Consider the following 23,867-nt stretch of genomic DNA (forward strand, 5'->3'; position numbering starts at 1 on the left):
GTCATTAATCTTTTGTCCAATCCCGAAGTTGCTATCCCTCGCGCCACTGACGTAAAAACCCGGATCATCAAGCCGGGTTTTTGGTGGCGTTTCCCCACCTATTTTGTTGCCGCTCTGGTTATTCTGCCCTTATCGGTCATTGTACTTTCGTGGCTGACACCTGAGCCCGAAATTTGGGCGCATTTACTCGATACTCAATTAGCTCGGTTATTGAAAAACACCGCTGTGCTGATGGTGGGCGTTGGGGTTGTTGTTGCTGTTATTGGTGTGGCGTTGGCTTGGTTGGTGGCGGCGTGTGAGTTTCCGGGGCGCAAGTGGCTCGATTGGGGCCTGATGTTGCCTCTGGCTATCCCGCCTTATGTGTTGGCATTTGTCTTTTTGGGCTTGCTCGATTACGCCGGACCGATCAATACCTGGCTGCGAGAGACTGTTGGTCTGGCTCGCGGTATTGGCGATGTTCGCACCGCTCCAGGTGTGATTGTTGTTATGTCGTTGGTGCTATATCCCTACGTGTATATGTTGGCTCGTTCGGCGTTTGTCGGCCAGGGTCGCGAACTCATGGACGCCGCTCGCAGCTTAGGGGCTTCTCCAGCAAGGGCGTTTTTCAAAGTAGCTCTACCTATGGCTCGTCCGGCAATTGCTGCTGGAATGGCATTGGCGTTGATGGAAACTCTGGCCGATTTTGGGGCTGTTTCTGTTTTTAACTTTGATACCTTCACCACAGCAATTTATAAGTCTTGGTTTGGCTTTTTCAGTCTGCCGGCGGCTGCGCAGTTAGCATCGTTACTGCTGTTATTTGTTTTGTTGGGGGTATGGGCTGAGCAGCAAGCGCGCAGCCGTGGCCGCAATCAGTCGAGAAGAGCGCAGTACGACCGCTATCGTCTAACCGGTGTTAAAGCATTTGCCGCTACCGGGTTTTGTGCGCTGATATTCTTGATTGCGTTTGCCATACCCATCGGTCAATTGGTCGTTTGGACTCTGGGGCATTTGAACGATATCGACAGCCGCTACTGGGGATTTGTGAAAAACTCCTTGGTTTTGGCGGTACTTGCGGCGGTGACCTCGGTGTTTCTGGCGCTGTTGGTGGGTTATGGACGTCGCCAGAGCCCGGTGAATGGTTTGAGCTTTTGGATGCGCATTGCCAGTCTTGGTTACGCCTTGCCGGGGTCGGTTTTGGCGGTGGGAATCTTGCTGGTTTTTACCTTGCTGGAGAACAATCTGCTTGCGCCGGTGAAAAATTGGCTGGGCCTTAATCAAATATTGGTCGGCAGTTTGGCGGCGCTAATTTTGGCGTATGTGATTCGTTTTTTCTCGGTTGCGGTTGGTCCGGTGCAGTCGAGTTTGGATATGATTCGCCCGAGTTATCAAGAGGTTGCGCAAACCTTGGGGGTGGGGAAATTCCAGATTTTGCGCCAGGTATATCTGCCGCTTTTGCGCCCCGGATTATTAACGGCGGCACTATTAGTGTTAGTAGATACTTTAAAAGAAATGCCAGCCACGTTAATCTTGCGCCCCTTTGGTTGGGATACATTAGCGGTAAGAGTGTTTGAGATGACCGCAGAAGGTCAATGGCAACGCGCAGCATTACCCGCAGTAACGCTTGTTTTAGTAAGCATCATTCCAGTAGTAATGATGATTCGACGCAGTAATCGCGATTAAATATTTACTAAAATTATTCAGGGGCTTTACCTCCTGGTCGTTTTTGCTTTCTAATTATCCTATAAGTGACTACCCTATAAACAGCTGAGAAATGCTCAAAGCGACTTTGCTGTTTAGGTGAAATGATTAGCCGTTAGTGGTGACAAATCCGCTTTTTTGAGGAACAAATAATGAGCGAATTTCGCAACGAATTAAAATACCTATCTTCCCACGAGTGGGCGCGTGTTGAAGAAGATGGCACCGTAACCATCGGTATTACTGACCACGCCCAAGAAAGCCTTGGCGATGTGGTTTATGTAGAAACTCCTGAGGTTGGCAGCGAAGTCAATGCCGGTGAAGAAGCTGGTGTGGTTGAGTCCGTAAAAGCGGCATCTGATATTTTCTCGCCGGTCAGCGGTGAAGTGATTGCCGTCAACAGTGCTTTAGAAGACGCGCCTGAGACCGTTAATGAATCTCCGTACGACGACGGTTGGTTCTTCAAAGTAAAACCGAGCGACCTGACTGATCTCGACGATGCGTTAGATGTCGACGGTTACAAAGCAACGCTTGAAGACGACGACTAAATTCGTTGTTAAGAAATCTTGTTTGCTGAATTCTTAGCCCGGCTTTTGGCCGGGCTATTTAGTTTTCGCGCTCAGAAAATGTGAATTCACAAACCATAAGATTGCTCCGTAAATTCTCTGATATTGATTCACCAGCGATTACCTTTATGGCGAATCAATTGTTTGTATTAAGTTAAGGAAGTTGTATGTCTCTGCCTCGTTTGCAATTAAAAGCCAAGGCCGATCGCCGATTAAAGCAAGGCCATCTCTGGCTGTATTCCAACGAAATAGACATCAAAGCGACGCCCTTAAAAGCGCTTAATGCCGGTGATCAAGTTGAAATTTACGGTGAGCGTGACAAGTGTTTGGGAATTGCGACAGTTAATCCCAGCGGTTTAATTTGCGCACGTGTTGTCAGTCGCGATAAAAAACACAGTCTTAATAAATCGTTGTTAGTGCATCGCATTAAACAAGCGCTGTCATTGCGCGAATTAAATTTTGCCGAGCCTTTTTATCGATTAATTTACGGCGACTCGGATTTTTTACCGGGTTTGATCGTGGATCGCTTTGGCGATTATTTGGTGGTGCAAATGGCGACGGCGGGAATGGATCGCGTCAAAGACGACATTCAGCAAGCGCTTGAACAATGCTTAAAACCCAAAGGTATTTTGTTTAAAAACGATCATTCGGCGCGTGAGTTGGAACAACTAAATTCATACGTTGATGCAGTCGGTGATGTGCCCGAGTTTGTTGAGCTGCGAGAAAATAACGTCAATTTTGTCGCACCCGTTATGCAGGGCCAAAAAACCGGTTGGTTTTATGATCACCGAAATAATCGCCAATATTTGCAATCCATCGCCAAAGGGAAACGTGTGTTGGACGTTTTTTCTTATGTTGGCAGCTGGGGTATTCAGGCGTTGGCCGCAGGTGCGGACGAGGTTACCTGTGTTGATGCTTCCGAATTTGCGTTAGATGTTGCCGAAAAAAATGCAGAATTAAACGGTGTTTTGGATCGTTTTCAAGGCATCGAAGGCAAGGCCGTTCAAGTATTAAAAGCGCTGATTGAAGCGGGCGAAAAATACGATATTGTTGTCTTAGACCCGCCTGCGTTTATTAAACGTAAGAAAGATCAAAAATCCGGTGAAGCGGCGTATTACCATACAAACGAATTGGCGATGCGTTTATTAAAGCGTGACGGTATTTTGGTGTCTGCTTCGTGTTCCATGCATTTAGCAGAAGATAAACTGACCGATCTTATTCGTTCTTCCAGCCGCCATTTGGATCGCCAGTCGCAAATTTTTCACTACGGTGCTCAAGGTGCTGATCACCCCATTCATCCGGCCATTCCCGAAACACGTTATCTGAAAGCTCAGTTCGCCCGCATTTTTATGGCTTAAACGCCAGTATTGAGTAGGCGATAAATGTCTTGGCTGAGTTTTTCTCGTTGACTTTGCAGAGTTGAATCTACGCTGTCGGCGAGACCCTCTTCATTTTTATTCTCTTCAGGTACTTCGTCTGTACTGGAATTGAGTTGTGTCGATGAGGTGGTTTCGGTTGTAGACACAGGAAGAATCACGGTTTGAAATTCAGTGATTAATTCACTGAGTTTTTTAGTGGTGGCTTGGCTGTAGAGGGAAGTATCGTGTGTTGCCGATAACGATAAAATTCCCTGCAATGTGTTTGCATTCATTGCGAGAAAATCATCGAAGCTTTGCCCTGAGAATGGGTTGTGAATGTCATCGTCGTTGTTCGCAATTTGTTTAACGCTGTATTCCTGCCAGAAATGGGTAATGGCCTGTTTCCAAAGTTGCGCTTGTGATAACGGACTTAGTCGCGACAACTGTTGTTGAGTTGATTTTTGCCACTGAGATTTCAGGAGTTGGAAATCATCCAATAACAACAGCGACAATAATCGGATTAATTCTCTGCGCCGATTTTCCGGTTTTTCTGCGGCAGAACTGTCGTTGCCTTCAGCGATAAACAAGCTTAAGTCTCGGTTGCTGTTTTCTCCCCACACTAAAAATTCGATGGCGTGAAATCCCAATGCGATTTCATCACTGTGCGTTAATTGATGCTGATTGCGAATGGTCTCTGCATTAATGCTCAACAGCGTATCGTTAACAATACCGCTGTGAGTATAAACGTCGAAACTGTCGAGGTACCCCGGTTGAACTGGGTGAGCATCCAGCAAATTTTGCCACTGGCGCAGGGAATAAAATAAATCTGGACTTGCGTGTGCCAGTGAAAATACAGGGGCTGTTTTAGAAAATTCCGTGTGAGCATTTACCCAAGCGGTTTTTAATTGTTCGAGGGTTTGCTCAGACGGTGTGTTGTAGAAGGCATCGCCTGCGTTAGACAAGGTTTCTATTTCTTTTGCCGCCGAAATAATAGCGTTATTGATCCAATCGTTGACGATATTGACGGAAGATTGTGCACTCTCAAGCTGGTCGGGGCTGCCGCGTTGATCAGCAACCGTTGTATTACTGGTTTTGTTGGCAGTGCTGGTATCCGGTGTCGATTCCGGTGTCGATTGTTGATCGCAACCGGCAATCAACATGATCGACGCGAACAAGCCGCTCATTATTATTTTTGTGCAGGGGTTTAATAAAACGCGTTGTTTTGAGCTTGCGTTGTTCATTCCGTGATTATCTTCCGTAGTCAATGGTTAGCGCAGCGACAGGATTTTCCAGTGATTATTTTCTGCGTGTTTTCGTAATTTATCGTCCGGGTCAACTGCTACGGGAGTATCAACAATTTCCAGTAGCGGAATATCATTGAAAGAGTCGCTGTAAAAACAGCTGTTGTTCAAATCGCCGTTGTAGGATTTTAACCACTCGTTGAGACGTTTTACTTTTCCGTCTTGGAAGCACGGAATTCCGACAACTTTTCCTGTGTAGGCACCATTGATCACTTCTGGCTCGGTTGCGAGCAATTCGGTAATGCCTAACCACTGTGCAATCGGGGCGGTTACGAATCGATTGGTGGCGGTGATAATGAGCAGGTCGTCACCTTGGTCTCGGTGTGAGTCGATTAATTCTTGCGCCTTAGGCAAGTACATTTTTTCTATTTTCTTGGCGAAAAAATCTTTTTGGATGAATGAAAGTTCATCGGTACTTTTACCGACGAGGGTTTTTAAGGCAAATTGCGAGTATTCAAAAATATCCAAAGTGCCCTGCAAATATTGTTGGTAAAAAAGGTCGTTTTGTTCGCGGAATTCATCGGCATCGACCAAGCCTTCGTCCGCTAAATATTCGCCAAAGCTGTGGTCGCTGTCGCCACGAATTAACGTATTGTCTAAATCAAAAATCGCTAAACTCAAAATATTTCCTCGCCTATTGTGCAGGTGCAGCATGTAATGTTCGAGCACAGAACGAACATTAATGGTATTTTCCTAGAAGGGAAGGGTTCTTGTCACTGTTTTAACGCGCAGATGGAATTATTTAGCTAATTTTAATGGGGGTAAGTTTCTGAAATTGTGAAACTTGTGAAACAATAGTTTATATTGAAGTTTCATCGAAGATTTTTTTGGAGTTAGGTTTGATTGATGCCGACGGCTTTCGCCCGAATGTGGGGATAATTTTGACGAACAACGCAGGTCGTTTGTTGTGGGCCCGGCGGGTTAATGGTCAAGATGCATGGCAGTTTCCCCAAGGTGGTATCAATGAAAATGAATCTCCTAAAGAAGCCCTTTATCGAGAGCTGTTTGAAGAAGTTGGCTTAAAACCCCAGGATGTAGAAATACTCGGTTGCACGCGCGGTTGGCTGCGTTATCGCTTGCCAAAACGGTTAATTCGCCAAGGCAACACGCCCATTTGTGTTGGCCAAAAACAGAAGTGGTTTCTACTGCGGCTGGTGGCAAAGGATTCATCCATTGATTTAGAAAAGTTCGGCCATGCGGAATTTGACCAGTGGCGCTGGGTCAGTTACTGGTATCCGCTGGGTAAAGTTGTGGCGTTTAAACGCGATGTTTATCGTCGAGCACTCAAAGAATTGTCGGCTCTGCACAGTCAGTTGGAGACCGCTTACGGGCAATAATCTATGTTGCATTCACTGCGCACGCTGGTCCAAGAGGTAAACAGCACACATGATCTTCATGTTGCGCTGGATATTATCGTTCAGCGAGTGCGTGAAATCATGCAAACCGACGTTTGTTCTATTTATCTGCGTACCAAAAAAGAAAACTACCAGCTTATGGCCACCGAAGGACTGATGTCAGAATCGGTCGGTCAAGTGGTGTTGGGTTTTGACGAGGGTCTGGTCGGTTGGGTTGTTGCTCGGGCCGAGCCTATCAACCTGGAGAATGCTGCTCAGCATCCTCGCTATCAATATTTCCCGGTAACCGGCGAAGAAAAATACCAGGGTTTCCTGGGCGCTCCTATCATTCATCACCGCGAAGTGCTCGGTGTTCTGGTTGTTCAACAGTCTGAAAACAGAAAGTTCGACGAAAGCGAAGAAGCCTTTTTGGTGACGGTATCGGCGCAGCTGGCCGGGGTGATCGCCCACGCCGAAGCGACTGGTGCCCTTGGTTCTATCGGTTCTGCCCCTAAGCAAGCGCGATTCAGTGGCGTCAGTTGTTCAGGTGGTGTTGCTCTCGGCGAGGGTGTTGTGGTTACTCCGCCGGCGGATTTATCGGCTGTGGCTCAAACTGTCTGTGACGATCCCGACAGCGAAATTGAATTTCTGCTCGGTTGTATGCGACGGGCAAAAACTGACATCGAGCATCTCGCCGAGCAGTTAAAAGGCCGTTTAAGCGCGCAAGAACAGGCGCTGTTTGATGTGTATTTGGCCATCCTAGACGATGCCACCATCATTAAAGAAGTTACCGATCGCATTCATACCGGTGAGAGTGCAACTTGGGCTTGGAGCCAGGTCATTCTCAATCACGTCGCTGCGTTTACTCATATGGACGATGCCTATTTGAGTGAGCGAGCCTCCGATCTGCGCGACTTAGGCCGACGTGTTCTCGGGCATTTGCAGCAATCGGCGGCGAAGTGTCGAATTTACCCAGACAACACGATTTTAGTCGGCGAAGAGCTGACGGCGTCTATTTTGGGCGAAGTTCCTCAAGGTCGATTGGCGGGCGTGGTTTCCGTTCAAGGATCGAGCAACTCCCACGTGGCGATTTTGGCTCGTGCTATGGGCATTCCCACCATTATGGGTGCGGTTGATCTTCCTTACATTAAGATGGATCAGCGCTCGATCATCGTTGATGGCTATCGCGGTCTTGTCATTACCGATCCGGTTGAAGAGCTGGTCAGCCAATATCAGCACATTGCCGAAGAAGAGAAGCAACTGGTTGAAGGGCTAGAGGCGATTACCGATTTACCCTGTGAAACCTTGGATAATCACCGAGTTGCACTGTGGGTAAATACTGGATTAATGGCTGATGTTATGCGTTCGTTAGAGCGCGGCGCAGAAGGCGTGGGTTTGTATCGCACGGAAGTGCCATTTTTACTGCGTGATCGTTTTCCATCCGAGGAAGAACAACGCAAAATCTATCGCGAGCAACTAAAAGCCTTTCATCCTAATCCTGTGACGATGCGCACGTTGGATATTGGCGGTGATAAATCCCTGCCGTATTTTCCCATCGAAGAAGCCAACCCATTTTTAGGCTGGCGCGGGATTCGCGTTACGCTCGATCACCCTGAGATTTTCCTGTCCCAGATTCGCGCGATGCTGAAAGCCAGTGAAGGCTTGGACAACCTGCGCATTATGCTGCCAATGATTTCCAGCGTCAGTGAGTTGGAGTCAGCCCAAGTCCTTATCTATCGGGCGTTCCACGAGCTGCTCGATGAAAATTACGCGATTTCACTGCCGCCAATTGGCGTGATGGTAGAGGTTCCAGCTGCGGTTTATCAGGCCCGGGAATTGGCTGCGCGCGTCGATTTTCTCTCTGTGGGCAGCAACGACTTAACCCAATATCTGTTGGCCGTTGATCGAAACAATGGTCGAGTCGCGGGTATGTATGAATCTTTGCATCCCGCCGTATTGCGAGCATTAAAAGATATTGTCGAGCACTCGCACAGCCAAGGCACACCAGTGAGCATTTGTGGTGAATTGGCCGGTGATCCTGGGGCTGCCATGTTGTTGGTGGCAATGGGCTATGATGTGCTGTCGATGAATGCTACTAATTTGCCGAAAGTGAAAGCGGCGCTGCGCGCGATTACAGTCGAAGACGCCGAAGAGCTGCTCGCTCAGGTGATTGAATTTCCTGACGCCCCCAGTGTGAATCACAGTGTCGATGAGTTTCTGAAAGAAGCCGGAGTCTACAAGTTACTGCGCACGCCTGCGGCCACAGAAGACATCGAGATCGATCAATAATCCATTCTTATCGATAAAATTTAACCACAAATCGCAAAATTTGGTTGCTTGTGGCGGTATTTATCGCTAAAACATCGCCTTCTTACGTGATGTATATAATTATTTTTTCTATGGTTGAGGTAGGTACCTTGGGAGTACAAAAGCAAAGTGTTGTATTAGTGGGTATGCCCGGTGTGGGCAAAAGTACTCTAGGGGTCTTGCTCGCAAAAGAATTGGGTATGGAATTTGTTGATACCGATTTATCCATTCAAACGCGTGAAGGCCAAACACTGCAAGAAATCATGGACGCAAACGGTTACTTAGCGTTGCGTGATGTCGAACAGCAAGTCCTGCTTGAACTGAAATTTCTAACGCCAAAGGTTGTTGCGACTGGTGGAAGCGCGGTTTACAGCGAGCTTGGTATGGAAAACATGCGCAAGCACGGGCGCGTGGTGTATCTATCATTGTCGTTAGATGCCTTGCGCGGTCGTATTCACAATTACGAAGAGCGGGGAATCGCGCGCGCACCGGGGCAGAGTTTTGAGTCCCTGATGGAAGAGCGCGTTGAGTTGTATTCGAAATACGCTGACATCACCATCGATTGCGAGCAGAAAACTCCGCAACAGTGCTTACAGCTTATGCTTGATGCGCTGGTGTAATTCTTCTATTACACGCACCTATTGCATGAACGGCTACTGCTTTTACCAGTAGCCGCGAAAACTCAGATTACCACTCAAATTCAGCCGTCGGCCCTTCACTGACCAATCCTTGATCGTGATTTCGTTCATACCAGCGACCGTGACCTTTGTGGTCGATCAGGATGATCGTTGAGGTTCGAGTGCCGTAATTGCCGTGACTGTCGGGGATGTTGTCTGCGGTTGGAGTGATAAATCGTGACGAAAGGTGATGTTCAAGTTCTAAACTGACCCCGGTACTTGGCAGATCTTCTGTGGCTGCGCGGTCGGTGTTGGTCATCAAATCGAACAAATCATCAACAGATACGGTCTGTTGATCAATGATTTCTGCAAATCTTTGCTTTCCACTGACTACCTTCGGCCAAGGTGTATCCAACAAATGGTTGGATAATCCGTAAATTCCCGGTGTCAGCTCTTGGATTGATTCTGCTTTGTTGCTGGTGTAGAAGAATTCTTTGCCATCAAAAGCGAGAAAGTTGAAGCCGGTGTAATCGCTTGGATTCAAACCAGAGACGTAGTCTTTCGCCGATGCCTCGGTATTGATGAAATCAGTCACCATTTGGCCGCGGCTGACTTTGCCGATGGCTTGGTTCGGGTCGCGATAATTAGTAACCGCTGCGAACCTGCCTTGGCGGTTAATCGCCATCCAGGTGCCGCCGTGTTCTTGATCCCGACCGGCGAGCAGGTTAAATTGCGGGCCCCAAAAATGGCCGGGTTCCGTAGGGCGATTCAAAAACTCATCGCGATTACTGGCGATGATTAAAGGCCAATCTTGGTGTTGCTGATGGGCGATAAAAATTAAGCACATAAATCAATCACTGGTCATAAAGAGCGGCTAGTCTACCTGAAATATCTAGAAGTTCGACGGCCGTTTTTAGAAAATCCGTCACCTTTTTCAAACATATTGAGTCTATTTGCTCAATTTATGGAGTTAAAATGCTGAAATACCCGGAACTAGATCCTGTTGCATTCAGTTTAGGACCATTAACCGTTCATTGGTACGGTCTTATGTACTTGGCGGGATTTGTCGCAGCATGGACCTTGGCAACTCACCGCGCCGGTAAAGATTGGACACCTCTAAAAAAGAATCACGTCGACGATTTAATCGTCTGGGCGGCGATTGGTGTGATTGTCGGCGGTCGGTTCGGCTATGTATTTTTCTACCAATTTGAGCGTTTTTTAGAAGATCCGGCGTGGCTGTTTCGGGTGTGGGAAGGAGGAATGTCTTTCCACGGCGGTTTAATCGGTGTCATTGTTGCTATGGCTTTGTACGCCAGAAAACTGAAAATTCACTTTTTGGCGTTGATGGATTTTGTCGCACCGATGGTGCCGCCGGGGCTCGGATTTGGGCGCTTGGGTAATTTTATCGGTCAGGAGCTTTGGGGGCGTGAGACAACCTCCGAATGGGGAATGATTTTCCCGAAAGACCCAGAAGAGAAAATTCGCCACGCTTCGCAGTTGTATCAGGCGGCGCTGGAAGGGCTTTTACTCTTTATCATTCTGTTCTTATATTCACGCAAACCGCGACCAACAGGCACAGTTGGATCACTATTTTTGATATGCTACGGAAGTTTTCGGTTTATCGTGGAATTTTATCGTGAGCCTGACAGTCATATTGGTTTTGACATGTTGGGTTGGATGACCCGAGGACAATTGCTCAGTATCCCCATGATCGTTATCGGCGTCGCTTTATTCGTCTATTTCAATCTAAAGGGTATACCGAAATCCCAGGAAAAATCGTCAGATAGCGTAAATATAAAATCGTAATTTTGTAAAAAATAATAAATAACGTTAATTCTATACGCTGCTTAATTTAACTTTAAAATTTAAGTTTAATACTTTCAATGAAACAATATCTCGAATTAATGAGACACGTCCGCGACCACGGTGTAGAAAAATCGGATCGCACAGGAACGGGTACGCTCAGCGTATTCGGGTATCAAATGCGATTCGATCTCGCTCAAGGTTTTCCGTTAGTGACCACAAAAAAGTGTCACCTGCGTTCAATTATCCATGAGCTGTTGTGGTTTCTTAAAGGCGACACCAACACAAAATATTTGCGCGATAATGGCGTATCGATTTGGGATGAGTGGGCAACTGACGGCGGAGATTTAGGTCCAGTATACGGCAAGCAGTGGCGATCATGGCCGAATCCGTCTGGCCCCAATATTGATCAGATTAGCAATGTCTTAGAGCAGTTACGCACCAAACCGGACTCTCGCAGAATTATTGTCTCGGCTTGGAACCCTTCAGATTTGCCGGACGAAAAAGTGGCTCCGCAAGATAATGTCGATTGTGGACGAATGGCTCTGGCTCCTTGTCATGCCTTTTTTCAGTTTTATGTCGCCGACGGAAAATTATCGTGTCAGCTATATCAACGCAGCGCTGATATATTTTTAGGCGTTCCATTTAATATTGCGTCGTATGCGTTGTTGACGTTAATGGTTGCCCAGGTTACGGATTTAAAACCGGGGGAATTTATACATACATTAGGGGATGCGCATCTTTATTTAAATCATTTGGAGCAGACTGAATTGCAGTTGTCTCGCGAGACAAGAGCACTTCCACAAATGACGTTAAATCCAAATGTTAAAGATTTGTTTCAGTTTGAATTTGAGGATTTTACCCTCGAAAATTACGACCCGCATCCCCACATTTCGGCGCCAGTGGCGATTTGATTAAGAAAAAATTTAGAGGCTATTTATTGAATTTTTTAGGCTTTATTCCATATTTTCCCGGACAGAAATAGGGATTAGTAGTTTAAATTTCAATAAAAGTGATGCAAAATCTGACTTACTCGTCTAGTTAGGTGAGTTGTAAAAGCCCAGTTAACTATTCGGCTTTTCGGAATTCATAAAATAATAAATATAGGGATATAGCTTAAAGGTTGCATAGAAATTGCGTGGTAAATATCAAGACACAAGGTTGTGAAAAAAACTAATGCCAAGCTTAAAGTATTTTGTGGGATTGGGACCATAACGATAATTAAAGGGGCGAAATACTATTTAGTTATTTGGCAGAACATTCCATTAGGTGTTATCAAATAAAAAGTAGTCTCTTCGGGTTGTTCCCTCTCCTGTAAGTTGCATGTGTAATATGCACAAGCTACTTTATGGCATCTGCTACTAGACTGGCGCAGTATTGGATGACTGTTGCCTAGTGCACGAGAACAAGCAATTTCTTGTTCTCACAAAAACCCTTAATCGGGCATCTATAAAAAGCAACGTTCGAAGTTGCTTTTTTTAATTCCTGTATTGAGTTGGATTTAATTTTACTATTTTTTGCTAGCACCCGAGTTGGGGGAAATATGAAAAAGCAGCGAGTGAAGGCTGTGGCGGCTGCCACTTTCATCTCCGCAGCAGCTTTCTTTGGTGGGGAAGTGTATGCGGATCAGACTTTGGATGAGATATTTAAAGTCGGTGAATCAAAAGTTAAAGCTGGGATTCAATCTCAGCAAAGAATTGATAAGCTTCAGACTGAAACTGATGCATTATTCCAAGAGTTCAAAACCGTAAACAAGCAAATCGAAGGTTTGCGCGTTTATAACTCTCAGCTTGAAGCTCAAATTCAAGCGCAGTTGGATGTAATCAACGATCTTGAAGAATCTATCGATAACGTCACCGTTATTGAACGTCAGATCCAACCTCTGGTTGCTCGTATGCTTGAAGGGCTAGAGCAATTCCTCGCGTTAGATATGCCATTCCACCCAGCCGTTCGTGCTGCAGAATTGGAAAAAGTTAAGTCAAACATGGCGAGCGCAGATTTCTCCGTTGCTGAGAAATTCCGTCAAGTTTTAGAGCTTTACAAAATCGAAGCTGAGTACGGTCGTCGCATCAGTACTTACGAAGATAGCTTGAACGTTAACGGTTCTGAGCGTGAAGTGAACGTACTTCAAGTCGGTCGTATCGCGTTACTTTATCAAACTAAAGACACTCAGCTATCTGGCGCGTGGGATTCTGCCCAGGGCCAATGGGTTCCTTTAGATTCAGGTGCCTACCGCAGTGCCATCCTTAAAGGCATTCGCATCGCTAAGAAACAAGCGTCTATCGATATCCTAGATTTACCAATTTTGGCACCGGAGGCTGCACAATGAAAATGACCTTCGCAAAGAAAATCGCGGTTGCATTTGCAGCAGGTGTATTAGCGACTGGCGCGTTTGCCCAGGACAAAGCGGCCACTTTAGACGAGCTTCTAAAGATGGTTCAAGACGATCGTTTCTCTGAAACCAAAGAACACCGTGAGCGTGAAGCTAACTTCCGTCGCGAAAAAAATCGTCAAGCTCAGCTTCTAGAAGAAGCAAAAGCTATTCGTACTTCTGAAGAGAATCGCTCTGCAACTTTAGAGCAAACCTACGAAGACCAAGAAATCCTTGTTGGTGAAAAGCGTCAGCAGTTACAAGATCGTTTGGGTTCTTTGAAAGAACTTTTCGGTCACTTAACGGGTACTGCTGGTGACCTTCGTTCAAACATTGATTCTTCACTTATCAGTGCTCAATACCCAGGCCGTACTGAATTCTTAGACCAATTGATTGGCAAGATGAACAGTGCGACTCAGCTTCCTACTATCGAGGAAATTGAGCGTCTTTGGTATGAACTGCAACGTGAAACCATCGAAGGTGGTAAAGTTGTTAAGTTCTCTGGCACCGTTGTTACTCCTGAAGGTGAGCAATTAACTCAAGACGTTGTTCGTATCGGTACTTACAACCTTATCTCTAACGGTAAATACCTAGAGTACACCGACAACGGCAAAATGGCTGAGCTAACTCGCCAACCAGCAGGTAAATACTTATCTTCTGCCGCAGCTGTTGAAAGCGCTACTTCTGGTTTCACCAAAGTAGGTATTGACCCAACAGGTCCTCAAGGTGGTACTTACCTATCTGCATTGATTAACAGCCCTGATCTTGAAGAGCGCTGGCATCAAGGTGGTGTGGTTGGTTACATCATTAGTGCGGTTGGTGTTGTTGGTATGTTGTTAGGTATCTTCCGCCTAATCGTATTGACCATCGTCAGCGGTAAAGTAGCTTCACAATTGAAGTCTCCTTCTTCTCCAAATACCAACAACCCATTGGGTCGTGTATTGAAAGTTGCTCAAGATAACCCAGAAGCAGATTCTGAAACTCTTGAGTTGAAACTTGAAGAAGCGGTTCTTAAAGAGAAGCCTTCAATCGAATCTGGCTTAAGTCTCCTCAAAATTATCTCTGCGGTTGCACCTTTGTTAGGTCTACTAGGTACCGTAACCGGTATGATCATTACCTTCCAGGCAATCACCATCTTCGGTGCGGGCGATCCAAAAGCAATGGCTGGCGGTATCTCTGGTGCCTTGGTAACCACGGTACTTGGTCTTGTTGTTGCGATTCCTGTGGTTCTAATGCACACCTTCGTAAATGGTCGTGCTAAGAAAGTTCTTCACGTTCTTGAAGAACAAAGTGCTGGAATTGTTGCAGAAAATTCTGAGCGCAAGTAAGGAGATTCGCCATGTCAGGATTATCCGATGCGCTAGAAGCAATCAATGGGTTTATCGCCTCAGGCGGTAACATCTTACTCTGGATTGCGCTGCTCACATTTCTGATGTGGACTCTGATTTTCGAACGTGTGTGGTACTTCAAGTTCGGTTTACGTTCCGATGCCAACGCTGCTCTCGCCTTGTGGGAAGCGCGCAATGAACGTAAATCGTGGGAAGCCCATAGAATTCGTGATGCTTTAATCTCAAGAGTTAGCATTAAAGTTAACTCTAACCTTGATGTCATAGGTTCATTAGTTGCCTTGGCTCCATTATTGGGGCTGTTGGGTACAGTAACCGGGATGATCGAGGTGTTTAACGTGTTAGCGGTAACCGGTGGTGGCGATGCAAAATCGATGGCCGGCGGTGTATCTAAGGCAACAATCCCGACAATGGCGGGAATGGTTGCTGCTCTATCTGGTGTATTTGGTTCCACCTACGTTAATCGAGTTGCAGAGCGAGAAAATCATTTGTTCGCAGACCATTTGACAATGGACCACTAGGTCCATTGCCAAAAAATAACAATTTCGCTGGTAGGACTCCCAATGAGTAGACGAACCCAGAGCCAGGAGGAGGAAGCAGGTGCGATTGATTTAACACCGATGTTGGACGTCGTGTTCATCATGTTGATCTTCTTTATCGTGACTGCTTCGTTCATCAAAATCCCCGGCGTCGAGGTTAATCGACCCGAGGCTACGAACTATATCGACAAGAAAAACGCCGCGATTCTTATTGCTCTCAATGAAAAAAATGAGATTTGGATTGATAAGAAAAGTGTTGATCCGCGCAACGTAAAACAAATTATCGAGCGTTTGCATATTGAAAATCCGAAAGGAGGCGTCGTGATTCAAGCTGACGCTACGGCAAACATCGAGACCATTAATCGAGTGTATGAAGCTGCTCGAGAAGTGGGTATTGCTAACATTGCTGTATCAACAGAGAGAGGTTAAGCCTATTATGCCTATTAGACTTATCCTTGCTGGTGTACTCGCCGTTGCTGTAACGGGCGGCTTGTTTGCACTGATGACTTTTCTGATTCATACCGATGGCAAAGCACCTGAAGAAGGTGAAGAAACTCGCATCGTTGACATTACTATGCCGGAAACAACGGTTGAGGCGCGCTATGAAACGCCAAAACCTGACAAGCCGGAAGAACCTGAGCAGCCGCCACCAGATTTACCGGATGTTGAAATCGATACTCCTGATATCGATGTAGGCAACCTTTCGGTTGGTGCACCAGTTGCCCAGGCAGACCTCAACGTTAAAGGTTTAGGTGGTTTCAGTGGCGATGGGGAATATCTCCCAATCGTTAAAGTTCAACCGGTTTATCCAAGACGCGCGCTTCAGCGTGGCATCGAAGGATACGTTATCGTTGAATTTACGGTGACTAAATCAGGCCAAGTGCGTGATCCGGTTGTTGTAGAAGCTGATCCACCAAAAATCTTTGATCGTGCAGCTGTTAACGCCGCACTGAAGTTTAAGTACAAGCCTCGTGTTGTCGACGGCAACCCGATTGAAGTACCTGGTGTACAAAACAAAATTACTTTTGCGATTGCCAAATAAGGGGGAGTTAGGTTATGAAATTAAACACAACTCAGTTTCTTAAAAGTGCTGCATTAGCAGTGCCTTTGGCCTTGTCTCCAATGGCCGCAACGGTTGTTTTGGATGCCTTCGGTGTTCAGTCATCTTTCGCCAAAGCTAAGGCGCAAGATGAAGCACCACAACGCAAAACTCGTAAAACACCGGCTCTTAGTCAGCCGGTTTTTAAGAAGCTTGCTGTTGTTAACGCGCTGGTTAATCCGCCGGAAGACGACGAAGATGCAAAACCAGATTTCGACGCAGCACTTGCTGAGTTGAAAAAACTGGAAGCTAAAGATGCGAAAAAGTGGAATGAGTACGAGCTAGCTAACTTGTACAACACCTACGGTTTTGTGTACTACAGCCTTGAGAATTACACTCAAGCGGTTAAGTACTACAAGCTAGTGATTGCACAATCACCAAACATTCCATTGGGACTTGAGCTATCAACGCTTTATACCGTTGCTCAGTTGCAATTCGTATCTGAGGATTACAAAGGTGCACTTGAATCACTACAGGCGTGGTTTAAGCAGCAAGATCCTTTGTTCATCAATGCGGATAACTACGCATTGTTGTCGCAAGCCTATTACCAAAATAAAGACTTCGATAACTCCTTGAAGAACATCTACAAGGCAATCGATCTTTATAAAGAGAAAGGTAAGCAGCCGAAAGAAAACTGGTATTCCATTGCTTTGGCGATTGAGTTCGAACGTGAGAACTACAAAGAAGTGGCGGGAATATTAGAGATCTTAGTGCGTACTTTCCCGAAACCAAGCTACTACAAACAGCTTGCGGGTATTTACGGACTGATCGGTAAAGAAAATGACCAAATCTATCTAACTGACGCAACCTACGTTGCCGGTATGGTAGATAAAGAGCAAGAAGCTCTAAACCTTGTCTTTATGATGATGGGTGAAGGTTATTCTTTCCGAGCGGCTAAAATTCTTGAGAAAGGAATGGACTCTGAACTGATAGAGAAAACTTCCAAGAATTTAGAGCATTTATCCAATGCTTGGCTGATTTCTCAGGAAACAGAAAAAGCCATCACTGCACTTACCGAAGCAGCGCAAATTTCTAATAAAGGAGATTTGTACGCTCGCTTGGCAGGTTTGTACGTCGATGACAACCAAGAGAAGAAAGCGTTAGAAATTGCCGATAAAGCACTTAAGCTTGGCGATATCAATCGTAAAGATTCTCTGTATGTTTCTATCGGTATGGCAAATGCAAATTTAGGTCGTTGGCAACCAGCCATTAACGCGTTTAGAGAAGCTGCAAAAGATAAGCGCAGCAGAGCATTCGCGGAAAACTGGATGAAGTATTGCCAAGGTGAGCTAGAGCGTGAGCAAAAGCTAAATTCCTAAGCTTCGCATCAATAAAAAAACCGGCTTTATGCCGGTTTTTTTATGTCTGTAATTTTCGTGTTTTTTAAATTCGAAAATTTTTCGCAAAGAATAAAAAGGTGTTGGCGGGGTTTTAAAAATCAGAAAATAAAAAGCGAGCGCTATTTAATGAGGAAAATTACCGCAGTAAAAAATAAAAAAATTTTATTCGGTTTTTCAATGTGAATAATTCGCTGAGTATAGACGCGAAGTCCTATGCCCAGCGAATTCAAAGGATGGGTTAATCCAATTTCGATAAATCGCGGACAGCACCTTTATCAGCACTGGTAGCGAAATGCGCGTAGGCTTTTAATGCCGCAGATACTTTTCTTGGACGCGCTTTGGCAGGTTTCCAACCTTTCTTATCTTGCTCTGCTCGACGAGCGGCAAGCTCCTCGTCAGAGATCACTAAATTGATGCTGCGGTTTGGAATGTCGATGAGAATTTTGTCGCCGTCTTCCAACAAGCCAATCGCACCGCCAGAAGCCGCTTCTGGTGAAACGTGACCAATACACAAACCGGAAGAACCACCGGAGAAACGTCCGTCAGTCACTAGCGCACAAGTTTTGCCCAGGCCAACAGATTTCAGGTAGCTGGTCGGGTAAAGCATCTCTTGCATGCCAGGTCCACCTTTTGGACCTTCGTAGCGAACAATGACAACGTCACCTTCTTTTACCTTGCCACCCAAAATATTTTCCACAGCTTCATCCTGTGATTCGGTGACGTGCGCTGTGCCTTCGAATACTAAAATAGATTCGTCGACACCGGCCGTTTTAACGACACAACCGTTCTCGGCAATGTTGCCGTAAAGCACCGCAAGGCCGCCTTCGGTGGAATACGCATTTTCGTAAGAACGGATACAGCCGTTGGCTCGATCCAAGTCCAGAGAAGGCCAGCGAGTTGCCTGGCTGAATGCGGTTTGTGTTGGAATTCCAGCGGGGCCTGCTTTAAACCAAGTTTGCAGATCGTCGTCGTAATTTACCGCAACATCGTAATTCTCAATCGCTTCCGACAGTGATTTTGAATGTATCGTTGGTACGCTAGTATCGAGCTTGCCAGCGCGAGCGAGTTCGCCAAGAATGGCGATAATGCCGCCAGCACGGTGAACATCTTCGATGTGATATTGCTGGGCATTCGGAGCCACTTTACACAACTGAGGTACGTTGTGTGAAAGCGCATCGATATCGCTCATATCGAAATCCACTTCTGCCTCTTGCGCCGCTGCCAATAAATGCAAAATAGTATTGGTCGAGCCGCCCATAGAGATATCGAGCGTCATTGCGTTAGTGAATGCCGCTTTCGTGCAAATATCGCGAGGCAAGATATTGGCTTCTTCTTGCTCGTAATGGCGTTTGGCCAAATCTACGATCAAATGACCAGCACGTTTGAATAATTGCTCTCTGTCTGCGTGGGTAGCCAGCATGGTGCCGTTGCCCGGTAAACTCAACCCTAAGGCTTCGGTCAAACAGTTCATTGAGTTTGCAGTGAACATACCTGAGCACGAACCACAGGTTGGGCAGGCGCTGCGTTCATATTCTTCGACTTTTTCGTCGCTGGCATTGGGATCAGCGGCAACGATCATAGCGTCGACGAGATCGAGTTTGTTCTCGGAAAGCTTGGTTTTACCCGCTTCCATTGGACCGCCAGAGACAAACACAACCGGAATGTTTAAGCGCATTGCGGCCATCAACATTCCTGGGGTGATCTTGTCGCAGTTCGAAATACACACCAAGGCGTCGGCGCAGTGTGCATTGACCATGTATTCCACGGAGTCAGCGATGATGTCGCGGCTTGGCAGACTGTAAAGCATACCGTCGTGACCCATCGCAATACCGTCATCAACCGCAATGGTATTGAATTCTTTTGCTACACCGCCTGCTGCTTCTACTTCTCGAGCAACCAATTGGCCCATATCTTTTAGGTGCACATGGCCCGGTACAAACTGAGTAAATGAGTTTGCAATTGCAATGATTGGTTTTTGAAAGTCGTCGTCTTTCATTCCCGTGGCGCGCCAAAGTGCACGCGCGCCGGCCATATTGCGACCGGAAGTAGACGTCTTGGAACGGTAAGCAGGCATAATCGGCTCCTGATTCACCTATATTTGGTGATTTCTGGCTTAAAAATGGGCGCTAAGCATACCAGAAAGCAATGAATAGGCTAGACCTCAACCGCTAGTAGATACTGAGTTCAAAATAGCGGCACCTGAATTAGACATCGAAAGCCGTCTTTTGGTCACACCTAAAAGGGTCGAAATTACCTCTGTGTATACATAACTGCGACCGACAGATTACGGAGGTTAATCAGAGCTTTCTTAAGAGATAACACTTCGCAATTGAGATTTTGAACGTAGAGCAGAGAGTTGGTTGACTAAGGAAGAAGAGAGAGTTGCGTCTTTAGAAGAAAGCTTGCCTGTAGTGTGAAACCAGTTCACGGATATTTAAATAGGGTTATTATTTAAGTTATCACTACAGGCAGGCTATTAATTCGGTTTGTTACCAGGAATTCCGTAGATGGAATGTAACAAATGCAGACTATATTTATTCTACGTTTGCCAATGCAGGTTGTTGGCGATTAGCGGAATCTAAAACGTAGATCATAAAAACAATATTCACAAATGGTACTAAAAGTAACGCTGATGTTACCGAAGAAATTTCAGTCTTTTTAAATGTTAGCCAAAATGGCAACGCAAATAATGCTAATGCAATAAATGGAACAATTAGAAAAACGAAGTTTTGGTTTAATAAGATAGTATCGATGCCCATAAACAAGTCCTCTATTTGCCAATAACTATTAAAATTATTGTCTGTTTTTAATTTATATTATTATTGTGTGATTTGGCAAAGCTTTGTCTCACAAACTGTGTCAAATCTTCTGGTGAAGAATTTTACGTTTCTTGAGGCTTAGTTTAGCCATGGCTTACTGAATTCGTCTAATAATAATTTCTGGGGTTTTTCCAAATTTTCAGAGCGCATTGTTTCAAGAACATTGAAGTTAAAGCAGTATGGATGCCATTAATTTAACGAAATGAAATTAATTTTAGAAATATGCCTAAATAACAGGCTGTATATTTTTAATTTGAAATTAATGAGAGGTATTTCTGAGAATTTCGTTGCTAAAAATAAACCAAGAAAATACAGAGAAAATCTATAGCTAAATTTACTTCCCTACATAGTGTATTTTTATAGTGCAGAAAGTGTGAAAACCAACACTATTTTCATTTGATCTAATTCAACGAAAAAAGAAAAACTAATTGCAGGTTTTATAAAGTCGTAAATGGAATGCGACAAAAAAGAATGAGTGCCTCTATAAATTTCTTTTATGTCGCTGAATTGGTAAGACTATTATTGGTAAAAAAACTGTATTTTTATCGGTATTTATAGGTTTTTGATAAAAGCCTTGGACAAGCGTTGAAAATTATACGCCGATTGTTTCTGCGCGGGTAAGTCAGAAATGTCAGCGGGTTTAAATCCTTGTTCGATAAACCAATGAGCTGTCTGAGTGGTCAGGACAAATATTTTTTTAAAGCCGAGATTTTTTGCTTCTATTTCTATTTTATTGAGCAGTTTCGGCGCATACCCATAACCTTGGTGATTTGGGTGGGTTGCCACACAAGCCAGCTCCCCGACGTCACTGTCACCAAAACTGTACAGTCCCGCACAACCGATGATCGTGCCATCGAGTTCTAAAATATAAAACTGATTAATTTCTCGCTCTAATAATTCACGTGATCGGCGAACCAAAATGCCTTGTTCTTCCAGCGGTTCTATTAAGCCTAAAATACCGCCGACATCATCGATAGTCGCTGGACGAATTTCTTCGTAGCTATCGCTATGAACTAAAGTGCCATGACCTTCGCGGGTAAATAATTCACCGAGCAAAGCGCCGCTTTGGCAAAAATTAATCAATTGCGCGCGCGGTACACCACGGTTGCACACTGTGTAGGCACTCTTTAGGGAAGAGATAATCGAAGTGTCGTTCTTATCGTTCGCATGAAAATAATTCGGGCATTGGGAAACTCGTAATTGTCGAACCAAATTATCATGCGTATCTAACAGGCCATCGGAGTGAATAAAAGTGATGAGCTTGTCTGCTCCTAAAGCGATGGCAACCTCACTGGCCACTTCCGAGGCTGGAATGTTAAAAATTTCGCCAGTGAGTGAGTAACCCAGCGATGAAATAACCACGATGGCATTATTATTCAGCGCTTGTACTAAATTCTGATCGGCAATTTTTCGAACCTTGCCGGAGAATTGAAAATCCACGCCATCGATAACGCCTTTGGGCATGCCGACAACAAAATTGCCAGACAGCACAGATATATCGGCGCCGTGCATGGGGGAATTGGGCAGGCCCGTGGACAGTGCCGATTCCAGGACACAGCGAGTGGCACCAACGGCGTGCAATACGTGGGGCAGTGATTCGGCATCAGTCACGCGGGTGCGCTCTACCAATAGGGGTTCGATACCGGCAGCAGAAATTTGCTCATCAATCTGTGGGCGGGCACCATGAACAATCACCAGCCGCACACCGAGGCTATTCAATAATGCTAAGTCTTGAATAATGGTGTGAAAATTCGAATGCCTAATCGCCTCTCCCGGCAAGTAAACAACGAAGGTCTTGCCGCGATAAGCATTAATATAAGGCGATGATGCGCGAAACCAGTTGATGTAATCGTTATTGGCCAATGTACTAACCCAGCTATAAGTAGAATGATGCTACGATCCGGCGAGTGAGGAATGCTCAATTGCCGAGTCCATTGTATTATAACCAGGTATTTTAGGGGTATCTGACCAATTACCAAAAATACCCCCCAGAGAAAAAGAGAAGGGTCGCAGCGTTCTTCTACTTGAGCGTCCCGCCACGCGATCAGAATTACATACAGAATTTCTTTATTAAGCCTTTTAATACCGCAACCGCTGGATCAATTTGCGACATCGCAATGTATTCGTTGGGTTGATGGGCTTGATCGATTGAACCCGGTCCCATGACCAGAGTTTCCATCCCTAGTCCCTGTAAAAACGGCGCTTCTGTTGCGAAGGCGACGGATTCCGGCGTTTGTCCGGTGAGTTCGTGGGCAGCTTGCACCAAGGCGCTGTTTTGCGGCTGCTCGAACGCGGGAACACCAGGGAAGAGGCTTTCAAAGGTTAACGGTGTATTGAATTTCTCGCTGATCGGTTGCAGGCGTTGGCTGATTTCAGCGCGCAAATCTTCTAACGACATACCGGGCAACGGACGGAGGTCAAAGTGCAATTCACAGTGACCGCAGATGCGATTGGGATTGTCGCCGCCGTGAATGTAGCCCAAATTCAGTGTTGGCGTTTTAATGGCAAAGCTCGCGTTTTCGTATTTGGCTTCCATTTGCTTGCGAAACAGTAGAAGTTCGGCGAGCACCTCGTGCATGGCCTCCATGGCGTTTTTTCCGAGCTTAGGATTCGATGAATGGCCGGCCAAACCTTGAATACGCACAGACTCCATCATAATGCCTTTGTGAGCGCGAATGGGTTGTAAATTGGTTGGCTCGCCAATAATGGCGTAGCGGCCTTTCGGTTGACCGATTTCCGCCAGCGCGCGAGCACCCGACATGGACGTTTCTTCGTCGGCAGTGGCCAACACCATAATAGGCTGCTTGAGTTGTTCGGCCTTAATACCTTTTACGGCCTCGGTAATGACCGGAAAGAAACCCTTCATGTCAGTGGCGCCGAGCCCGTACCAGCGCTCATCGCGGGTGGTTAACTTGAACGGGTCTTGTTGCCAGCGTTCGGCGTTAAAAGGAACCGTATCGGTGTGGCCGGATAACACCAGTCCGCTGTCACCTTGTCCCAGTGTGGCTAGTAAATTGGCTTTATCTGGCTCACCTGGAACCGGCAAATAAACCACCGAGAAGCCTAGGTCTTGGAACCAAGTAGCGAGGATATCAAGTACAGGACGATTGCTGGTGTCTAAATCTGGGTGGGCACTGCTCACTGAAGGCGTAGCAACCAGTGCGGATAATTGCTGTTCGTAAGACGGTAATTTCATGGGTCGACCTAACTGTGATGGTGAGCTTTGTCGTTTTGTTTTCCCAACATTAGCATTTTTGCGTGTTACATAGCTAATTGAGCATTGGATTACTTTGATTAATCCCCAACCACGTGTGTTTCAATTGGATTTCTATTGGTTGTTTAGATCAATAACGAAGTGTGAACGATAAGAATTTATCGAATATCGCGGTAGTA

21 protein-coding genes are annotated in these 23,867 nt (G+C 45.8%); 14 read left to right on the forward strand and 7 right to left on the reverse strand.

Annotated elements, in window-relative coordinates:
- Window positions 1–12: 12 nt before the first annotated feature.
- The 3 genes from LU361_RS19015 to LU361_RS19025 all read left to right on the forward strand — a co-directional run bounded on the left by LU361_RS19015 (window position 13) and on the right by LU361_RS19025 (window position 3,598).
- The gene (locus tag LU361_RS19015; RefSeq protein WP_233090747.1) at window positions 13–1,659 is read left to right on the forward strand and encodes an ABC transporter permease; all 1,647 of its coding nucleotides are present in this window, start codon (window positions 13–15) and stop codon (window positions 1,657–1,659) included.
- Between the two features lie 170 nt (window positions 1,660–1,829).
- Window positions 1,830–2,222 (forward strand): glycine cleavage system protein GcvH, encoded by a 393-nt coding sequence (gene gcvH / locus LU361_RS19020; RefSeq protein ID WP_233090748.1) that lies wholly within the window; start codon window positions 1,830–1,832, stop codon window positions 2,220–2,222.
- A gap of 185 nt (window positions 2,223–2,407) precedes the next feature.
- The gene (locus LU361_RS19025; protein ID WP_233090749.1) at window positions 2,408–3,598 is read left to right on the forward strand and encodes a class I SAM-dependent rRNA methyltransferase; all 1,191 of its coding nucleotides are present in this window, start codon (window positions 2,408–2,410) and stop codon (window positions 3,596–3,598) included.
- Here the strand turns inward: LU361_RS19025 and LU361_RS19030 are convergent.
- Entirely contained in the window at window positions 3,595–4,782 is a 1,188-nt protein-coding gene (locus tag LU361_RS19030) for an imelysin family protein (RefSeq protein ID WP_233090750.1), read from the reverse strand. The genes LU361_RS19025 and LU361_RS19030 overlap by 4 nt on opposite strands.
- An 84-nt stretch (window positions 4,783–4,866) precedes the next feature.
- Window positions 4,867–5,520 carry a histidinol-phosphatase gene (locus LU361_RS19035; RefSeq protein ID WP_233090751.1) on the reverse strand — a complete coding sequence of 218 codons (654 nt, stop codon included), beginning with the start codon at window positions 5,518–5,520 and terminating at the stop codon, window positions 4,867–4,869.
- A gap of 218 nt (window positions 5,521–5,738) precedes the next feature.
- On the opposite strand from LU361_RS19035, the gene LU361_RS19040 reads away from it, so the two are divergent.
- Genes LU361_RS19040 through LU361_RS19050 form a run of 3 tightly spaced genes read left to right on the forward strand, consistent with a single transcriptional unit; the run spans window position 5,739 to window position 9,160 of the window.
- Complete coding sequence (locus LU361_RS19040; RefSeq protein ID WP_233090752.1) at window positions 5,739–6,236, forward strand: RNA pyrophosphohydrolase; 498 nt, start codon at window positions 5,739–5,741, stop codon at window positions 6,234–6,236.
- A gap of 3 nt (window positions 6,237–6,239) precedes the next feature.
- Entirely contained in the window at window positions 6,240–8,522 is a 2,283-nt protein-coding gene (gene ptsP, locus LU361_RS19045) for a phosphoenolpyruvate--protein phosphotransferase (protein WP_233090753.1), read from the forward strand.
- Window positions 8,523–8,572: 50 nt separating this feature from the next.
- Window positions 8,573–9,160, forward strand: a complete 588-nt coding sequence (locus LU361_RS19050) for a shikimate kinase (protein WP_233090754.1) — start codon at window positions 8,573–8,575, stop codon at window positions 9,158–9,160.
- Window positions 9,161–9,227: 67 nt separating this feature from the next.
- Here the strand turns inward: LU361_RS19050 and LU361_RS19055 are convergent, their stop codons facing one another.
- Window positions 9,228–10,004 carry an NRDE family protein gene (locus LU361_RS19055; RefSeq protein WP_233090755.1) on the reverse strand — a complete coding sequence of 259 codons (777 nt, stop codon included), beginning with the start codon at window positions 10,002–10,004 and terminating at the stop codon, window positions 9,228–9,230.
- 128 nt (window positions 10,005–10,132) lie between these two features.
- On the opposite strand from LU361_RS19055, the gene lgt reads away from it, so the two are divergent.
- The 8 genes from lgt (at window position 10,133) to LU361_RS19095 (ending at window position 17,634) form a co-directional block, all read left to right on the forward strand.
- Entirely contained in the window at window positions 10,133–10,963 is an 831-nt protein-coding gene (lgt, locus tag LU361_RS19060) for a prolipoprotein diacylglyceryl transferase (RefSeq protein WP_233090756.1), read from the forward strand.
- Between the two features lie 77 nt (window positions 10,964–11,040).
- Window positions 11,041–11,874, forward strand: coding sequence for a thymidylate synthase (locus LU361_RS19065; protein ID WP_233090757.1), 834 nt, complete (start codon window positions 11,041–11,043; stop codon window positions 11,872–11,874).
- Between the two features lie 629 nt (window positions 11,875–12,503).
- Window positions 12,504–13,289: a DUF3450 domain-containing protein gene (locus tag LU361_RS19070; RefSeq protein ID WP_233090758.1), complete on the forward strand. Its 786-nt coding sequence runs from the start codon at window positions 12,504–12,506 to the stop codon at window positions 13,287–13,289.
- A complete protein-coding gene (locus LU361_RS19075; RefSeq protein WP_233090759.1) occupies window positions 13,286–14,659 on the forward strand; it encodes a MotA/TolQ/ExbB proton channel family protein in 1,374 nt (457 codons plus the stop codon). Before LU361_RS19070 ends, LU361_RS19075 begins: the two co-directional genes overlap by 4 nt.
- Window positions 14,660–14,670: 11 nt before the next feature.
- A complete protein-coding gene (locus LU361_RS19080; protein ID WP_233090760.1) occupies window positions 14,671–15,198 on the forward strand; it encodes a MotA/TolQ/ExbB proton channel family protein in 528 nt (175 codons plus the stop codon).
- 42 nt (window positions 15,199–15,240) lie between these two features.
- Window positions 15,241–15,645, forward strand: coding sequence for an ExbD/TolR family protein (locus LU361_RS19085; RefSeq protein WP_233090761.1), 405 nt, complete (start codon window positions 15,241–15,243; stop codon window positions 15,643–15,645).
- A 7-nt stretch (window positions 15,646–15,652) separates the two neighbouring features.
- Window positions 15,653–16,258, forward strand: a complete 606-nt coding sequence (locus LU361_RS19090) for an energy transducer TonB (RefSeq protein WP_233090762.1) — start codon at window positions 15,653–15,655, stop codon at window positions 16,256–16,258.
- 14 nt (window positions 16,259–16,272) lie between these two features.
- Window positions 16,273–17,634 carry a tetratricopeptide repeat protein gene (locus LU361_RS19095; RefSeq protein WP_233090763.1) on the forward strand — a complete coding sequence of 454 codons (1,362 nt, stop codon included), beginning with the start codon at window positions 16,273–16,275 and terminating at the stop codon, window positions 17,632–17,634.
- A 259-nt stretch (window positions 17,635–17,893) separates the two neighbouring features.
- Here the strand turns inward: LU361_RS19095 and ilvD are convergent, their stop codons facing one another.
- The 4 genes from ilvD to argE all read right to left on the reverse strand — a co-directional run bounded on the left by ilvD (window position 17,894) and on the right by argE (window position 23,670).
- Window positions 17,894–19,729, reverse strand: a complete 1,836-nt coding sequence (gene ilvD / locus LU361_RS19100) for a dihydroxy-acid dehydratase (protein WP_233090764.1) — start codon at window positions 19,727–19,729, stop codon at window positions 17,894–17,896.
- Window positions 19,730–20,189: 460 nt separating this feature from the next.
- Complete coding sequence (locus tag LU361_RS19105; RefSeq protein ID WP_233090765.1) at window positions 20,190–20,414, reverse strand: hypothetical protein; 225 nt, start codon at window positions 20,412–20,414, stop codon at window positions 20,190–20,192.
- 612 nt (window positions 20,415–21,026) lie between these two features.
- Complete coding sequence (gene argA, locus LU361_RS19110; RefSeq protein ID WP_233090766.1) at window positions 21,027–22,337, reverse strand: amino-acid N-acetyltransferase; 1,311 nt, start codon at window positions 22,335–22,337, stop codon at window positions 21,027–21,029.
- Between the two features lie 187 nt (window positions 22,338–22,524).
- On the reverse strand, window positions 22,525–23,670 hold the full coding sequence (gene argE / locus LU361_RS19115; protein WP_233090767.1) for an acetylornithine deacetylase: 1,146 nt from the start codon (window positions 23,668–23,670) through the stop codon (window positions 22,525–22,527).
- Between the last annotated feature and the right edge of the window lie 197 nt (window positions 23,671–23,867).

Origin of the sequence: Sessilibacter corallicola, assembly GCF_021290925.1 — a bacterium.
GTDB classification, from domain to species: Bacteria; Pseudomonadota; Gammaproteobacteria; order Pseudomonadales; family Cellvibrionaceae; genus Sessilibacter; species Sessilibacter corallicola.

What these genes read in the sequence shown, in the direction of transcription:
- LU361_RS19080 (WP_233090760.1), top strand. Translation starts at nt 14,671, where the DNA reads ATGTCAGGATTATCCGATGCGCTAGAAGCAATCAATGGGTTTATCGCC.
- LU361_RS19090 (WP_233090762.1), top strand. Translation starts at nt 15,653, where the DNA reads ATGCCTATTAGACTTATCCTTGCTGGTGTACTCGCCGTTGCTGTAACG.
- ilvD (WP_233090764.1), bottom strand. Translation starts at nt 19,729, where the DNA reads ATGCCTGCTTACCGTTCCAAGACGTCTACTTCCGGTCGCAATATGGCC.
- argE (WP_233090767.1), bottom strand. Translation starts at nt 23,670, where the DNA reads ATGAAATTACCGTCTTACGAACAGCAATTATCCGCACTGGTTGCTACG.
- LU361_RS19070 (WP_233090758.1), top strand. Translation starts at nt 12,504, where the DNA reads ATGAAAAAGCAGCGAGTGAAGGCTGTGGCGGCTGCCACTTTCATCTCC.
- LU361_RS19105 (WP_233090765.1), bottom strand. Translation starts at nt 20,414, where the DNA reads ATGGGCATCGATACTATCTTATTAAACCAAAACTTCGTTTTTCTAATT.
- LU361_RS19085 (WP_233090761.1), top strand. Translation starts at nt 15,241, where the DNA reads ATGAGTAGACGAACCCAGAGCCAGGAGGAGGAAGCAGGTGCGATTGAT.
- lgt (WP_233090756.1), top strand. Translation starts at nt 10,133, where the DNA reads ATGCTGAAATACCCGGAACTAGATCCTGTTGCATTCAGTTTAGGACCA.
- LU361_RS19095 (WP_233090763.1), top strand. Translation starts at nt 16,273, where the DNA reads ATGAAATTAAACACAACTCAGTTTCTTAAAAGTGCTGCATTAGCAGTG.
- LU361_RS19055 (WP_233090755.1), bottom strand. Translation starts at nt 10,004, where the DNA reads ATGTGCTTAATTTTTATCGCCCATCAGCAACACCAAGATTGGCCTTTA.
- LU361_RS19075 (WP_233090759.1), top strand. Translation starts at nt 13,286, where the DNA reads ATGAAAATGACCTTCGCAAAGAAAATCGCGGTTGCATTTGCAGCAGGT.
- ptsP (WP_233090753.1), top strand. Translation starts at nt 6,240, where the DNA reads ATGTTGCATTCACTGCGCACGCTGGTCCAAGAGGTAAACAGCACACAT.
- LU361_RS19030 (WP_233090750.1), bottom strand. Translation starts at nt 4,782, where the DNA reads ATGAGCGGCTTGTTCGCGTCGATCATGTTGATTGCCGGTTGCGATCAA.
- LU361_RS19025 (WP_233090749.1), top strand. Translation starts at nt 2,408, where the DNA reads ATGTCTCTGCCTCGTTTGCAATTAAAAGCCAAGGCCGATCGCCGATTA.
- LU361_RS19065 (WP_233090757.1), top strand. Translation starts at nt 11,041, where the DNA reads ATGAAACAATATCTCGAATTAATGAGACACGTCCGCGACCACGGTGTA.
- gcvH (WP_233090748.1), top strand. Translation starts at nt 1,830, where the DNA reads ATGAGCGAATTTCGCAACGAATTAAAATACCTATCTTCCCACGAGTGG.